The following is a 14603-nucleotide window of genomic DNA, read 5'->3' as shown; positions in this document are numbered from 1 at the left end:
TGGGATCAGGTCTGGTCCAGCACCATGAACAAGGCCATGGCGATGGCCGGCAGGCCGAACACCGCCAGCCCGATCATCAACTCCGAAAGGAGGCTCTGGTGGGCGGTGATCACGCCGATGGCGCCGTTGACGATGGTCGCCAGCAGCCACATACCGAGAAAGCCGGCGCCGAGGATCTGCCGGCTGATGCCCAGGCGCTGACCGAAGAACAGCGTGCAGCCGAGCAGGATCAGGCCGATGGCGAGGATGATGGCGGTGTGCATGGGGGGATCCTCCGAGGTGCTGTGTTGTCAGTTATGCCGTCTTCGCGGGCAAGCCCCAGTGCAGGGTGAATACAAACCTGTAGGAGCCGGCTTGCTGGCGATGAGGCCAGTGAGCCTTGCATCGCCCAATCGACCGCTATCGCCAGCAAGCCGGCGCCTACAGGTGGGAATTCCAGGCTTGCATGGCCAGTACTGGCGCTTACGCTCATCCCTTATTAACACTGTAGATCGAAACCTACACCCTCACTGGCCACTGACCCGCAACAGATCCTCCAACCCGATCCGCCGAAACATCTCCGCGCGCACCCGATCGGCCATGGCATTGACCACTTCGGCGCCATCCTGGGACGGATCGATATGGCAGCGGAACGGACGACTGCCGTGGGGCATATCGACGATCTCGACAATCGCCCGGGCCACCTCACCCACATCCGCATCCACCGGCTCCAGTGCCGCCAGACCTTGTAGCGCCTGCTCCGCCACTCCGGCGTAAGGCCCTTCGGTGTACTCAAGCACACGCGCCTGATCGGCGGGCGAACCGGAATGTACGAAGTGGTTGGTGCCCTTGGTAAACGCCCCCGGCACCACGATCGAGGTTTCCACGCCCCAGCGCACCAGCTCGCTGGCATAGGACACCGCCAGGGAATCCATGGCCGCCTTGGCCGCGAAATACGGCGCCAGGAACGGCGGGGTACCACCGCGAGCACTGCTGGAGGACACCCACACCACCAGACCTTTACCCTGCTTGCGCAGTTGCGGCAAGGCTGCGCGGTTGACCCGCTGGGTGCTCAGTACATTGATGTCGTAGAGCTGGGCGAATTGTTCCGGGGTAAAGGCTTCGGTAGGCCCAAAGGACATATGCCCGGCGTTGTGGATAACCACATCCAACCGCCCACAGTCGGCGACGATCCGGGCCACGCCGGCCTCGACCGACTCGCTGGACGCCACGTCCAGCTCGACACTGCGCAAGTCCACGGCGTGCTCAGTGGCATAACGTTGCACCTCAGCCACCTGCGGCGCGTTACGACCGAGGGTTTCGCGCATGCTGGCGTAGACGGTGTGGCCGGCATCGGCCAGGGCGCGGGCGGTCAGGGCACCGAAGCCGCTGGAAGCGCCGGTAATCAGGATCACGGATTTCATGGGGGTTCACCTTGGATTCGCAGGGGAGCAAGACCGCCCGCGAACCGGGCGATCATTCAAAGGGTGATGCGCTGATCAGACCAGGCCACCGTTGGCCCGCAGAATCTGGCCGTTGACCCAGCCAGCAGCCGGGCTGACCAGGAAGGACACCACATTGGCGATATCTTCCGGCTGACCGAGACGCTCCAGCGGCGGCATCTTGGCGAAGGTCTGGATCTGCTCTTCGCTCTTGCCGTGGAGGAACAACTCAGTCGCCACCGGGCCGGGGGCCACCGCGTTGACGGTGATCTGGCGACCGCGTAGTTCCTTGGAGAACACGTGGGTGAAGGACTCCACCGCCGCCTTGCTGGCGATATACACCGCATAACCTGGCATGTTCAGGGCCACGGTGCTGCTGGAGAAGTTGACGATACGGCCACCGTCATTCATCCGCGTCGCGGCTTCGCGCAGGGTGTTGAAGGTGCCACGGGTGTTGATGGCGAAAGTCTGTTCGAACAGATCATCGCTGTGCTGGGCCAGGGGCATGACCTTGAGGATGCCGGCGTTGTTGATCAGCACATCGACCTTGCCCAGTTGCTGCTCGGTCTCGTCGAACATCCGGGCGACATCGACAGAGCTGGCGACATCAGCCCGGATCGCTATGGCCTGGTGACCGGCCTGACGCAGTTCCACCGCCAGCGCCGAGGCTTCGGTGGCGCTGCTGGCGTAGTTGATGGCAACGGCAAAACCTTCCGAAGCCAGCTTGCGGGCGATGACGGCACCGATGCCGCGTGAGGCGCCGGTGACGATGGCAACTTTCTGAGTCTGGGTAGTCATGTCGAATCTCCTGGGGTAGTGATTGGGTGTGGAGCCAATTTCACATGTTTACCCAGGGTGATAAATGCTCGATAGTTGGCTTGACTGTTCAATAATCACCAACAATCAACTGCAACGGAGCGCCCATGGACCAGGTCAAGGCCATGAAGGTTTTTGTACGGATCTACGAGCGCAGCAGCTTCACCCTGGCCGCCGAAGACCTGAACCTGCCCCGCGCGACCCTGACCCACACCCTGAATCAGTTCGAGGCCTGGCTCGGTACCCGGCTGCTGGAACGTAGTACCCGCCGGGTCCGCCCGACCCTGGATGGCGAGGCTTATTACCGCCGCTGCGTGCAGTTGCTGGCGGAGCTGGAAGAAGCCGAACTGGCCTTCCGTTCGGTGGCGCCCAAGGGGCGTTTGCGGGTGGACTTGCAGGGAACGCTGGCCAGGTACTTCGTGGTCCCGGCGCTGCCAGCGTTTCTCGAGCGCTACCCGGATATCGAGATCTCGATGAGCGAGGCCAGCCACTTTATCGACCTGATCAGCGAGGGCGTGGACTGCGTGCTGCGTTCGGGCAATCTCGGCGACTCCTCGCTGGTCGGCCGGCGCGTTGCCAACCTGCGCCAGGTGACCTGCGCCAGCCCGGCCTACCTGCGCAAATACGGTGAACCGCAAAACCTCGCGGACCTGAGCCGGCACCAGGGCGTGAACTACGTTTCCAGGACCACCGGCAAATTGTTCCCGTTCGAATTCACCGAAGCGGGTGAGTTGCAGGAAGTCCCGCTGGCGGGCCGAGTATCGGTGTTCGGCGCCGAGATCTATGCCGCTTCGGCGGTTTCCGGGCTGGGGCTGATCCAGGTGCCGCATTACCGGGTGGCGGAGCAGATCGGCCAGGGTCTGCTCAAGGAAGTCCTGCCGAACCATCCGCCACCGCCCATGCCGGTGTCGGTGCTCTACCCACAGAACCGGCATATGTCGCCAAGGGTGCGGGTATTCGTCGACTGGATCAGCGAGGTTTTCGCCAAGGCCGTTTGAAGTCAGGCACTTTCCCGCTCGATCAACTGGCAGGTCAGCAGGTTCAAGCGTTGCACCTCGTCCACCGGCAACACCCCGAGGCTCTCCAACACTCGGGTCGCCGCCAGCACGCCGATCTCCAGGGCCGGCGGTTTGATGGTGCTCAGGCTCGGCAGGAGCATTTCGGCAAACGGATAGTCACCGAAGCCCAGTACCGCGCAGTCCTCGGGGATCTTCAACCCCGCCCGCGGCCCGGCCAGCAGGCCACCGGCGGCCAGGTTGTCATTGGCGAAGATGATCGCATCCGGTTTCGACGCGCCACTCATCAGCGCCTGCATCGCCTGCTTGCCGGCCTCGAACGGTGCGAGGTCAGCATCCGGGGCAAACACCCAGGGCTCCAGCCCCAGCTCCCGAACGGTCGCTGCATAACCGTCTCGACGCTCCAGGGCGCTGAAGTCCCCCGGGGCGCTGTTCTGCACAAAGGCGATCCGTCGATAACCCTTGCGATGCAGGTAACGCGCAGCGGTCACGCCGACCTCATGGTGGGAAAAACCGATCTGCATCGGTTCGCGCTGCGGCTGGTAATCCCAGGTCTCGATCACCGGGATATCCGCCTCGGCGAGCATTTTTTCCGTGCCCGCACTATGGAAATGACTGGTCAGCACCAGGGCCGCCGGTGACCAGCCGAGAAAGGCGCGGACCGCACTCTCCTCCTGCTCCGCCGAGAAGTAGCTCGACGCCAGCAGCAACTGATAGCCATGCCGACTGAGGGTGTCGCTGAAACCCTGAATGGTATTGGCGAAAATCGGCCCGGAGATATTCGGGATCACCATCGCCACGATCCGCCCCCGCGCCGAGGCCAGGCCGCCGGCCACCAGATTCGGTACATAACCGAGGGCCGCGACCACCGCCGCGATCCGCTCACGACGCTCGGGCGAGACCTGCTCCGGGTTGTTGAAATACCGCGACACGGTGATCGCCGAGACCCCGGCCTCCTGGGCCACCGTGCTCAGGGTGACGCGTCCGGCGCCCCGACGTTTGCGGCCTGGCGATTTGTCAGCAGTCAAAGTGCGGCCCTTCTAAAAAACCAAAAGGAATATAAAAGTAATTTTTCAGTATTGGACGGTCTATGCCGACCTTTCCGATACTGGTGATGTTAGCGCTAACAAAGTGCTTTGTCTGCTACTCGCTCGAGCGAATGCCCCAAGACAAATTTCAGGCGCCGTCGACGCAGAGCGACAGCGGTTCAGGGCCATTTTTCGAGCGGGCAACACATGCACAACACACTTGGGGTTCAACGCACACTGGCGCAGTCGATTCGCGCCACCACACCACGTCGTCCACACCTGGGCTGGCTGCTCGCCGGGCTCGCCGCCCTGCCGTCATCCGCGGTGTTTGCCGCCGACACCGGCAGCGACCAGGAGCCGACACTGAAGCCCGTCACCGTCACCGCCACGCGGCGCGAGGAATCGTTGCAGAAAGTCCCGGTGGCGGTCTCGGTGGTTGAGGGCGAACAGCTGGAGCGCGACAGTCGCAACGGCGTCGCCAGCATCGTCCAGCAAGTGCCGACGCTGAACTTCCGCACCGGCGCCTCGAACAAGGACACCTCGCTGTTCATCCGTGGCGTGGGCACCATTTCCACCTCGCCGGGGGTCGAGCCCACCGTGGCCACAGTGATCGACGGCGTGGTCTACAGCCGTCCAGGCCAAGCCACCCTCGACCTGCTCGACCTCGACCGCATCGAAGTGCTGCGCGGCCCGCAAGGCACGCTGTTCGGCAAGAATGCCTCGGCCGGCGTGCTGAACATCGTCACCAAGGCCCCGACCGCCGAGACCCACGGCTATATCGACCAGTCGTACTACAGCGGCAACGAAAGCCGCACCCGTTTCGGCATCGGCGGCAGCCTGATCCCCGAGACCCTGAAAGGCTCGCTGACCACCCTGTTCGGCAGCTATGACGGCAACGTCGAGAACAAGGCCAACGGCCAGGAAGTCAACGGCTACAACCACAAGGGCGTACGCGGCAAGCTGGAGTTCACCCCCAACGAAGACGTGAAATTCACCTTCGCCGCCGACTACATGGAGTCCCACGACAACGCGCCCAACGGCGTGGTCAGCAAGTCCCTGACCCCGGCCTTCGCCAATGCGTTGAACCCGGTCCGGGCCTCCAGCGACAACCGCGATATCAACACCGATACCCGCACCGAGGTCGACGATATCAACAAGGGCCTGTCCGGCCAGTTGGACTGGAACCTGGGCGACTACACCCTGACCTCGATCACCGCCTGGCGCGGCTGGAGCAACCACCAGTACCAGGACGCCGATCGCCTGAGCACCATCACGGCCGCCTTCCCCGGCACCGCCGACCAGGGCGCGCTGGACTTCAACCAATACTCCCAGGAACTGCGCCTGGCCTCGCCCAAGGGCCAATTCCTGGAATACGTCGGCGGCCTGTTCTACCTGCATGGCAAGGACGAAGAAACCTATCAACGCACCCTGACCGCGCCCGGCAGCGTCAATCGCGGCGTCGCCCACTACGGCACCACCAGCGACAGCTACTCGGCGTTCGGCGAAACCACCCTCAACTTCACTTCGGCATTTCGCGGCATCGCCGGCCTGCGCTGGACCCACGACGACCTGTCCTACGACCATCGTCGGGTCTCCACCTCCGCCACCACCGTCAGCGGCATCCAGCCCGCCACCAGCAGCAGCGGTTCGGTGGCCGAAGACGGTTGGTCCGGGCGTCTCGGCGTGCAGTACGACCTGAGCGATGCGGTGACCACCTACCTGACCTATTCGCGCGGCTACAAAGGCCCGGCCTACAACGTGTTCTTCAATATGCAGCCACGGGACACCGACGCGCTGAAACCGGAAACCTCCAACACCTGGGAAGCCGGGATCAAGGCCACCAGCTGGAACAATCGCCTGACCACCAACCTGGCGGTGTTCCACAGCGACTACAGCAACTACCAGGCGAACTTCTTCGACACCGTCGCCGGGCAAGTGGTGACGCGCCTGATCAACGCCGGCAGCGTCAGCACCGAAGGCGTGGAAGCCGATTACGCCTTGCAGGCCACCCGTAACCTCAAGTTCTCCGGTGCACTGGCCTACACCAAGGCGCGGATCGACGAATTCTCCTGCCCGCCGGGGGCGGCGGCCAGCTGCAACGTCAACGGCAAGCCGCTGCCGTTCAGCCCGGACTGGAAGAGCTACGTGCGCGCCGACTACAGCATTCCGCTGGATAACGGCCTGGATGTCGAACTGGGTACCGACTTCAGTTGGCAGAGCCAGGTGCAGTACGACATCAGCCAGAACCCCGACACCGTGCAAGGCGCCTATGGGATCTGGAACGCAAGCATTGCCCTGGCCGATTACAGCCAGGGCTGGCGGGTCGCTCTGCTGGGGAAAAACCTCGCCGACAAATCCTATTCACCCTTGCTGGCCAGCGGCGGCAACTACATCTACCGCGCCGTGCCACGGGATGACCAGCGCTACTTCGGCATCCAGTTGCGCAAGGATTTTTGAGCCGTTGCGTGCACCAACCCTCAATAGATCGCCAAGGACTCTGTCATGACCCACACCCCGCGCCAGCTGAAACTCGGCGCCTTCCTGATGGCCACCGGGCACCACGTCGCAGCCTGGCGCCACCCGGATGTGCCGGCCAATGCCGGGCTGGATTTCGCCCACTACAAACACCTGGCCCGCGTCGCCGAGGCGGCGAAGTTCGATGCCCTGTTCGTCGCTGACAGCGTCGCCGCGCCCAGCGCCGAAATCGCCAGCCGCATGGCCCGCTCGGAACACTTCGAACCGCTGACCTTGCTGTCGGCGTTAAGCGCGGTGACCGATCACATCGGCCTGATCGCCACCGCCACCACCAGCTACAACGAGCCGTACCATGTGGCCCGCAAGTTCGCTTCGCTGGATCATCTGTCCGGCGGGCGCGCCGGCTGGAACCTGGTGACCTCGGACAACGCCGCCGAGGCCCTGAACTTCGGGCGCGCCGAACATATCGGCCACGCCGAACGCTACAGCCGGGCGCGGGAATTTCACCAGGTGGTCACAGGGCTGTGGGACAGCTGGGAAGACGACGCCTTTACCCGCGACAAATCCAGCGGCCAGTACTACGACCCGGCCCGGTTGCATGTGTTGAATCACAGCGGCGAACACTTCAAGGTCAAGGGCCCGCTGAACGTCGCCCGCTCGCCCCAGGGCCAGCCGGTGATCGTCCAGGCCGGCGCCTCGGAGCTCGGCCGTGATCTGGCGGCGCAAACCGCCGAAGTGGTGTTCACCGCGCAGACGTCGTTGAGCAAGGCCCAGGCGTTTTATGCCGATCTCAAAGGCCGCCTGGCAAAGTTCGGACGTTCGACCGACTCACTGAAAATCATGCCGGGGGTCTTTGTCGTGGTCGGCCAGAGCGAGGCCGAGGCCCAGGAAAAATATGAATCGTTTCAGCAATGGGTCGAACCCGAAGTTGGCGTCGCGCTACTTGGGCGTATGCTGGGCAACTTCGATCTGTCTGGATACCCGCTGGACGGGCCACTGCCGGAGCTGCCGTTGACCGAAAGCGGCCAGCAAAGCCGTCAGCAACTGTTGACCGAACTGGCCGGCGCGGAAAACCTGACGCTGGCGCAACTGGGACGGCGCATCGCTGGCGGACGTGGGCACTACAGCCTGATCGGCACGCCGACGCAGATTGCCGACGAGCTGCAGGCCTGGTTCGAACACGGGGCGGCGGACGGCTTCAACGTGCTGGTGCCGCATCTGCCGGACGGGCTGGAAGACTTTGCCGCTGGCGTCGTTCCGGAACTGCAACGCCGCGGGCTGTTCAGAACAGAGTACCAAGGCAAGACGCTGCGCGAGCACCTGGGGCTGGCGCGGCCGGCCAACCGATTTTTATAGCGACAACTTGTATTGACTGCCAAACGAGAGAGGATTCGATGACTTACCAAGCTGCCGAAAACCGCTACGACTCCATTCCCTACCGCCGCGTCGGACGCAGCGGGCTGGTGCTGCCGGCGCTGTCCCTGGGCCTGTGGCACAACTTCGGCGACAGCACGCCGATCGACACCCAGCGCGCCCTGTTGCGCACCGCCTTCGACCTGGGCATCAACCACTTCGACCTGGCGAACAACTACGGCCCGCCCTACGGCAGCGCCGAGATCAACTTCGGCCGCCTGCTGCGCGAAGACTTCAAGCAGTACCGCGACGAGCTGATCATCTCCAGCAAAGCCGGCTGGGACATGTGGCCCGGCCCTTACGGCCAGGGTGGCGGCTCGCGCAAATACGTACTCGCCAGCCTAGACCAGAGCCTGCAACGCCTGGGCCTGGACTATGTGGATATCTTCTATTCGCACCGCTTCGACCCGGACACCCCGCTGGAAGAAACCGCCAGCGCACTGGCTACCGCCGTGCAGCAGGGCAAGGCGCTGTATATCGGCATCTCGTCGTATTCCGGGGTGAAAACCCGCGAGATCGCCGCGCTGCTGAAAGAATGGAAAGTCCCGCTGCTGATTCACCAACCGGCCTATAACCTGCTCAATCGCTGGGTGGAAAAGGACCTGCTGGACACCGTCGACGAGCTGGGTACCGGGGTGATTGCCTTTACCCCATTGGCGCAAGGTCTGCTGACCGATAAATACCTCAATGGCGTGCCGAAGGATGCGCGGGTCAACCGTCCGGGCGGTGGTTCGTTGCAGGCCTCGCACTTGTCCGAGGCGAATATCGCCCACGTGCGGGCGTTGAACGAGATCGCCCAGCGTCGTGGCCAGAGCCTGGCGCAATTGGCCTTGGCCTGGACCTTGCGCGATCCACGGGTGACCTCGGCCCTGATCGGCGCCAGCCGGCCGGAGCAGATCATCGAGAACGTCGGTGCGCTGAAGAACCTGAGTTTCACCCAGGAAGAACTGGCGGAGATCGATCGCTTTGCCCAGGAAGGCGGGATCAATTTGTGGGAGAAACCGTCGACGGCGGAGTGATCACTGGCCCCTTCGCGGGCAAGCTCCGCTCCCACAATGTTCGAGTCGTACTCAAATCTTGAGTACGGCGTAAAACCTGTGGGGGCCGGCTTGCTGGCGATGGCGTCCGGTCAGGCGATGCAAGGCCCACTGGCCTTATCGCCAGCAAGCCGGCTCCTACAGGGATATCGGGGCATACCCGAAAAAACCTTTCTACCGGACCTCCTGCTCCGGCTCCCGAATCCTGTACCACGCCACATACAGCGCCGGCAGGAACATCAGCGTCAGCACCGTCGCCACCACGATCCCACCGATCATCGCGTAGGCCATCGGGCCCCAGAACACTTCCCGGGCAATCGGGATCATCCCCAGGCTCGCCGCCGCCGCCGTCAGCAAGATCGGCCGGCGTCGATGCTCCGTCGCCTCCACCACCGCATCCCACGGCGCATAACCATTACTCTCGTACTCGTTGATCTGGGTCACCAGGATCACCGAGTTGCGGATGATGATGCCGATCAGCGCGAGAATCCCGAGGATCGCCACAAAGCCCATCGGTGTGCCCGTCGGCACCAGCGCCAGGACCACGCCGATCAGCCCCAGCGGCGCGACACTGGCCACCAGGAACATCTTCTGCACACTGTGCAACTGGATCATCAGGAAGGTCGCCATCAGGAACAGCATCAGTGGTACCACCTTGGCAATCGGCCCCTGGGCCTTGCCGCTCTCCTCCACCGTACCGCCGGTGACCACCTTGTAACCCGGTGGCAAGCCGGTGGCGAACTGGTCGATATCGGGCTTCAACTGCTTGACCAGATCGGTCGGCTGCAAGTTGCCACGCACCCCGGCCTTGAGGGTGATGGTCGGCAAGCGATCACGGCGCCAGACCAGCGGCTGCTCCAGTTCATAACGCACGGTGGCGAACGCCAGCAACGGAATCGACACCCCGTTGGGCGTGACGATCTGCAGGTTCTGCAAGGTTTCCGGCGTGCCCCGCTCACTGTCCACCGCCCGCCCGACCACGTTGATCAGGTAGATATCGTCCTTGACCTGGGTCACCGGCGAACCGCTGACAATGCTGTTCATCAGCCTCGCCACATCCTCGGATGACAAACCGAACTGCCGCGCCTTGTCCTGGGCGATATCGATGCGCAGCACCTTGCCCGGCTCGTTCCAGTCGTAGATGGTTTCGCCGACATTGGGGTTCTTGTCGAGGATGGTCGCCAGTTCGATAGCATGCTTGCGCACCTGGTCGATGTCCTTGCCACTGACCCGGTACTGCAACGGCCGCCCCACCGGCGGGCCCATTTCCAGGGTCTGGACAAAGCTGCCGATGCCGACGAAATCCTCGCGCAGGCGCTTGTTCAGCCGCTCGATCAACGCGGCACGCTGCTCCAGGCCTTTGCTGACAATGATCAACTGCGCGTAGTAGGGGTTCTGCAATTGCTGGTCGAGGGGCAAGTAGAAACGGACCGCGCCCTCGCCGATATAGCTGCTCCAGCGCAGGATATCCGGGTCGTCCTTGAGGCTCGCCTCAAGCCGGTCCACCGCCTTGCGCGTTTCGTTGATCGAGGCGTTTTGCGGCAGGTTGAGGTCGACAAGGATTTCCGGACGGTCCGAGGACGGAAAGAACTGGTTCTGCACAAAACGCATGCAGAACACCGACAAAGCAAACACCAGCACCGTCAGGCCAATGGCCCACCAGCGATTGCGCATCGACCAGAGCAAACCGGCGTTGAAGACCCGGGCAACACGTCCCGGTTCGCCACCATGGACCTTCACGTTCTCACTGAGGATATGCACGGCGATCACCGGCGCGAACAGCACCGCGACCACCCACGACACCAGCATCGCCACGGCAATCACCGCGAACAGGGTAAAGGTGTATTCCCCGGCGGAGCTGGCATTGAGGCCGATGGGCACGAAGCCCGCCACGGTGACCAGGGTGCCGGTGAGCATCGGAAAGGCCGTCGAGGTGTAGGCGAACGTGGCCGCCTGCTGCTTGGTGTCGCCCTTCTCCAGCCGCGTGACCATCATTTCCACGGTGATCATCGCATCGTCCACCAGCAGGCCGAGGGCGATGATCAAGGCGCCGAGGGAGATCCGCTGCATGGTGATGCCGCTGTATTCCATAAATACGAAGACCATAGCCAGCACCAGCGGGATCGAACAGGCCACCACCAGCCCGGCACGCATACCGAGGGCGATAAAACTCACCACCAAGACGATGATCACTGCCTCGAACAAGGCGCTGGTGAAACCGCCGACGGCCTTCTCCACCACCTCGGCCTGGTCGGAGACCTTGTGCACGCCGACGCCCACCGGCAGTTCGGCGGTCAGGCTGTCCATGCGCGCGTGCAGGCTCTTGCCGAAGTCCTGGATATTGCCGCCCTTCTTCATGGCGATGGCCAGGCCGATGGCGGTCTGGCCGTTGTAGCGAAACAGCGGGGTCGGCGGGTCGACATAACCGCGGCTGATCTCGGCGATATCGGCCAGTCGGTAGAAACGATCATTGAGCTTGAGGTTGACCGCCTCCAGGTCTTTCTCCGAGGCGTATTGCCCGGAAGCCCGCACCGAAATCCGCTCCGGCCCGGCCTCGATCACCCCGGCCGGGGTCACCGCGTTCTGCGATTGCAGGCTCTGCACCACCTGGCGCTGGTCGATGCCCAGGGCGGCCAGCTTGCGGGTGGAGAAGTTCAGGTAGAGGACTTCGTCCTGCGCGCCGATCATCTGGATCTTGCCCAGCCCCGGCACATCGCGGATCTGCGCCCGCACCTGTTCCACGTAGTCGCGCAGCTGACGCATGCTCAGGCCGTCGCTGGTGAAGGCGTAGACCGAACCGAATACATCGCCGAACTCGTCGTTGAACCCCGGCCCCTGGATACCCTGGGGGAAGTCACCGCGGATATCGTCGATCTTCTTGCGTACCTGGTACCAGATCTCCGGGATGTCCTTGCCGCTGGTGGTGTCACGCAGAAACACGAACACCGTCGACTCGCCCGGCCGGGTGTAACTCTTCACATAGTCCAGGGAGTCGAGTTCTTCGAGTTTTTTCTCGATGCGGTCGGTGACCTGTTCCAGGGTGTCATCCACCGTGGCGCCGGGCCATTTGGTCTGGATGATCATGGTCTTGATGGTGAAGGACGGATCTTCCTCGCGCCCCAGGTTGATATAGGAAAACACCCCCATCAACAGCGCGACGAACATCAGGTACCAGACGAACGACTGGTGTTTGAGGGCCCACTCGGACAGGTTGAAGGACCCTTTCATTGGGCTTTTTCCTCAGCGACTTTGACTTTCTGCCCCGGTTTCAGGCTGTTCACTCCGGCACTCACCACCCGTTCGCCGGGTTTGACGCCGGAAGCCAGCAGCACGCCGTCGGCATCGCGACTGAGCACCCGGACCTCACGCAATGCGACTGTCTGGCTCTGCGGGTCGATGATCCAGACCCGGGTCTGGCCCTCGCTTTCCAGCAGGGCCGAAAGGGGCAGGCGGGTCCGTGGCGCAATGGCCGAGCTGAGGGTGACGCTGATGGAGCTGCCCAGGCGAAATGCCGCCGGGGTCTCGGCCAGGGTCAGCCGGGCACGTTGGGTGCGGGTGGCGCTGTCGGCCTGGGGCTCGATTTCTCGCAGTCGGGCGGTGGTGTTGACGGAAGGATCAAGTTGGCTGGCGACAAGGAACTCGACGCCCTCGCTCAGCTGATCAGCCAAGGCGGCCGGCAGATCGATGACCGCTTCCTTGATGTCGGGACGCGCCAGGGTCACCACCTGCTGGCCGGCGCTGACCACCTGGCCGGCCTCGGCTTTCCAGGCGGTGACCACCGCCGCGTGGTCGCTGTGCAGTTCGCTGTAGCCGAGCTGGTCGCGGGCTTGGCTGACCGAGGCCTTGGCCTGCTCCAGGGAAGCTCCGGTGGTTTTCAGGTCAGTCTGGGCAACGTCCAGTTGCGCCTGGGCGCCGACGCCACGGTCGAACAGCTCCTGCTGGCGTCGGGCATTGGCCTGGGCGTTGATCCACTGCGCCTGGACCCGCGCCAGGTCGCCTTCGGCGGCGCGCAACTGGTTCTGTTGATCGGTGGGATCGAGGCTGGCGAGCAAGGCGCCCTGGGCCACCTCGCTGCCGACATCCACATAACGCCGGGCAATGCGTCCCGAGACGCGGAACCCCAGGGTGCTTTCATAACGCGCCTGGATGCTCCCGGCGAAACGCCCGAGGCTCTGTTCGAGGGCCGGCGTGACCTCGACGAACAGCACCGGGCGTACCGGTTCGGGGGCAGGCTCCTGTTTCGAGCAGGCGACCAGCAAGGCGCCACTCAGCAACACCAGCGACAGGCGCTTCATGGCTGGGCTCCCTTGGCCGGTTGCGCGGCGATCTCCACCAGCATGTCCGGATGGAGCAACTGCCCTCCGGCGATCACCACCTTTTCAGCGCCCTGGAGGCCGTCGCTGATGATCACATGGCCGGTCAGGTAGCGTCCGACCTTGACCCGGTGCAGGCTGACCTTCCCACTATCGTCCACCAGCCACACGGCCGGCTCGCTGATGTCCTTGGTCAGGGCCGACCAGGGCAGCTCGATACTGGCTTTGCCAGGAGCGGTGACGGTGGCGCTGACCACCGAGCCCAGGTCCATGCCGGCCGGCAGCGCGCCGAGGGCGACCTTGACCTGCACGGTGCCGCTCTGGGCCGAGACCGCCGGGGTCACTTCACGGACCTTGCCGGTGGCCTGGATACTCGGGTTGTCGAGCAGGGTCACGGTAATGCTCTGGTCGCCGGGCGGCTCCACCAGCAGCGATTCGTAGACGTTGAACACCGCGTCGCGCGCCCCGTCACGGGCCAGGCTGAAGATCGGCATGGTCGCCTGCACCACCTGCCCGACCTCGGCCTGGCGGGCGGTGATCACCCCGGGCGCCTCGGCGATCAGCGAGGTGTAACTCAGCTGTTCACGGGCATTGGCCAACTGTGCCTGGGCCGCCGTGAGCGCGCTCTTGCTGCTCAGCAAGGCGGCCTGGGCCGAGTCGTATTCGCTGCGACTGGTATACCCCTTGGGCAGGAGCTTCTGCTGGCGGACGAAAGCCGCGCTGGTCTGTTGCACCCGCGCCTGCTGGGCATTGACCTCGGCCTGGGCGGTGTCGACATGGGTTTGCAGGTCCTTGGGGTCGAGCTTGGCGAGCACCTGTTTGGCGGAGATCCGCGCGCCGACGTCGACAGAGCGCTGGATGATCTTGCCACCGACACGGAACGACAGGTCGGTCTGGACCCGGGCCTGGACATCGCCGGTCAGGGTCACGGCGGCGCCGAAATCCTTGCGTTGCACCTGCTCGACGAAGACCCGCGGCCGCTCGGGCTGCGGCGGTTTGTCATGACCGCATCCACTCAAGAGCGCTGCCAGGCCGAGGGCGACCATCCACTGTGTTCGATGCCCCTTCATGCACGCTCCTTTGC

The 14603-nt window shown here is 63.8% G+C and carries 11 protein-coding genes; 4 read left to right on the top strand and 7 right to left on the bottom strand.

Features of this window, described 5'->3' with window-relative positions; genetic code table 11:
• Nucleotides 1–5: 5 nt before the first annotated feature.
• The 3 genes from HX830_RS30135 to HX830_RS30125 form a co-directional block, all read right to left on the bottom strand.
• Nucleotides 6–263: a hypothetical protein gene (locus HX830_RS30135; RefSeq protein WP_103499052.1), complete on the bottom strand. Its 258-nt coding sequence runs from the start codon at nucleotides 261–263 to the stop codon at nucleotides 6–8.
• Nucleotides 264–506: 243 nt separating this feature from the next.
• A complete protein-coding gene (locus tag HX830_RS30130; protein WP_177104331.1) occupies nucleotides 507–1403 on the bottom strand; it encodes an SDR family oxidoreductase in 897 nt (298 codons plus the stop codon).
• Nucleotides 1404–1478: 75 nt separating this feature from the next.
• Nucleotides 1479–2219 carry an SDR family oxidoreductase gene (locus HX830_RS30125; RefSeq protein WP_177104329.1) on the bottom strand — a complete coding sequence of 247 codons (741 nt, stop codon included), beginning with the start codon at nucleotides 2217–2219 and terminating at the stop codon, nucleotides 1479–1481.
• A gap of 125 nt (nucleotides 2220–2344) precedes the next feature.
• Here HX830_RS30125 and HX830_RS30120 point away from each other — a divergent pair, with 125 nt between their 5' ends.
• Nucleotides 2345–3235 (top strand): LysR family transcriptional regulator, encoded by an 891-nt coding sequence (locus HX830_RS30120; protein WP_177104324.1) that lies wholly within the window; start codon nucleotides 2345–2347, stop codon nucleotides 3233–3235.
• A 2-nt stretch (nucleotides 3236–3237) separates the two neighbouring features.
• Here HX830_RS30120 and HX830_RS30115 read toward each other — a convergent pair whose 3' ends face one another.
• Nucleotides 3238–4281, bottom strand: coding sequence for a LacI family DNA-binding transcriptional regulator (locus tag HX830_RS30115; protein ID WP_177104322.1), 1044 nt, complete (start codon nucleotides 4279–4281; stop codon nucleotides 3238–3240).
• Between the two features lie 207 nt (nucleotides 4282–4488).
• On the opposite strand from HX830_RS30115, the gene HX830_RS30110 reads away from it, so the two are divergent.
• The 3 genes from HX830_RS30110 to mgrA are packed head-to-tail and all read left to right on the top strand — an operon-like array spanning nucleotide 4489 to nucleotide 9188.
• Nucleotides 4489–6738, top strand: a complete 2250-nt coding sequence (locus HX830_RS30110) for a TonB-dependent receptor (protein ID WP_177104320.1) — start codon at nucleotides 4489–4491, stop codon at nucleotides 6736–6738.
• Between the two features lie 45 nt (nucleotides 6739–6783).
• Nucleotides 6784–8112, top strand: coding sequence for an LLM class flavin-dependent oxidoreductase (locus HX830_RS30105; RefSeq protein WP_177104318.1), 1329 nt, complete (start codon nucleotides 6784–6786; stop codon nucleotides 8110–8112).
• Nucleotides 8113–8150: 38 nt separating this feature from the next.
• Entirely contained in the window at nucleotides 8151–9188 is a 1038-nt protein-coding gene (gene mgrA / locus HX830_RS30100; protein WP_152741700.1) for an L-glyceraldehyde 3-phosphate reductase, read from the top strand.
• Nucleotides 9189–9380: 192 nt separating this feature from the next.
• Here the strand turns inward: mgrA and HX830_RS30095 are convergent, their stop codons facing one another.
• The 3 genes from HX830_RS30095 to HX830_RS30085 are packed head-to-tail and all read right to left on the bottom strand — an operon-like array spanning nucleotide 9381 to nucleotide 14589.
• Nucleotides 9381–12434 carry an efflux RND transporter permease subunit gene (locus tag HX830_RS30095; RefSeq protein ID WP_177104315.1) on the bottom strand — a complete coding sequence of 1018 codons (3054 nt, stop codon included), beginning with the start codon at nucleotides 12432–12434 and terminating at the stop codon, nucleotides 9381–9383.
• Nucleotides 12431–13501: an efflux RND transporter periplasmic adaptor subunit gene (locus HX830_RS30090; protein ID WP_177104313.1), complete on the bottom strand. Its 1071-nt coding sequence runs from the start codon at nucleotides 13499–13501 to the stop codon at nucleotides 12431–12433. The genes HX830_RS30095 and HX830_RS30090 overlap by 4 nt, the downstream gene beginning before the upstream one ends.
• A complete protein-coding gene (locus tag HX830_RS30085) occupies nucleotides 13498–14589 on the bottom strand; it encodes an efflux RND transporter periplasmic adaptor subunit (RefSeq protein ID WP_177104312.1) in 1092 nt (363 codons plus the stop codon). Before HX830_RS30085 ends, HX830_RS30090 begins: the two co-directional genes overlap by 4 nt.
• Between the last annotated feature and the right edge of the window lie 14 nt (nucleotides 14590–14603).

Origin of the sequence: Pseudomonas gingeri, assembly GCF_013385425.1 — a bacterium.
GTDB lineage: Bacteria > Pseudomonadota > Gammaproteobacteria > Pseudomonadales > Pseudomonadaceae > Aquipseudomonas > Aquipseudomonas gingeri_D.
Note: the sequence above shows the minus strand (reverse complement) of the source record. Positions and strands in the feature narration are given on the sequence as shown.

Coding starts and splice junctions, on each gene's coding strand:
- HX830_RS30125 (WP_177104329.1), bottom strand. CDS start 2,219: ATGACTACCCAGACTCAGAAAGTTGCCATCGTCACCGGCGCCTCACGC.
- HX830_RS30105 (WP_177104318.1), top strand. CDS start 6,784: ATGACCCACACCCCGCGCCAGCTGAAACTCGGCGCCTTCCTGATGGCC.
- HX830_RS30110 (WP_177104320.1), top strand. CDS start 4,489: ATGCACAACACACTTGGGGTTCAACGCACACTGGCGCAGTCGATTCGC.
- HX830_RS30095 (WP_177104315.1), bottom strand. CDS start 12,434: ATGAAAGGGTCCTTCAACCTGTCCGAGTGGGCCCTCAAACACCAGTCG.
- mgrA (WP_152741700.1), top strand. CDS start 8,151: ATGACTTACCAAGCTGCCGAAAACCGCTACGACTCCATTCCCTACCGC.
- HX830_RS30135 (WP_103499052.1), bottom strand. CDS start 263: ATGCACACCGCCATCATCCTCGCCATCGGCCTGATCCTGCTCGGCTGC.
- HX830_RS30090 (WP_177104313.1), bottom strand. CDS start 13,501: ATGAAGCGCCTGTCGCTGGTGTTGCTGAGTGGCGCCTTGCTGGTCGCC.
- HX830_RS30085 (WP_177104312.1), bottom strand. CDS start 14,589: ATGAAGGGGCATCGAACACAGTGGATGGTCGCCCTCGGCCTGGCAGCG.
- HX830_RS30130 (WP_177104331.1), bottom strand. CDS start 1,403: ATGAAATCCGTGATCCTGATTACCGGCGCTTCCAGCGGCTTCGGTGCC.
- HX830_RS30120 (WP_177104324.1), top strand. CDS start 2,345: ATGGACCAGGTCAAGGCCATGAAGGTTTTTGTACGGATCTACGAGCGC.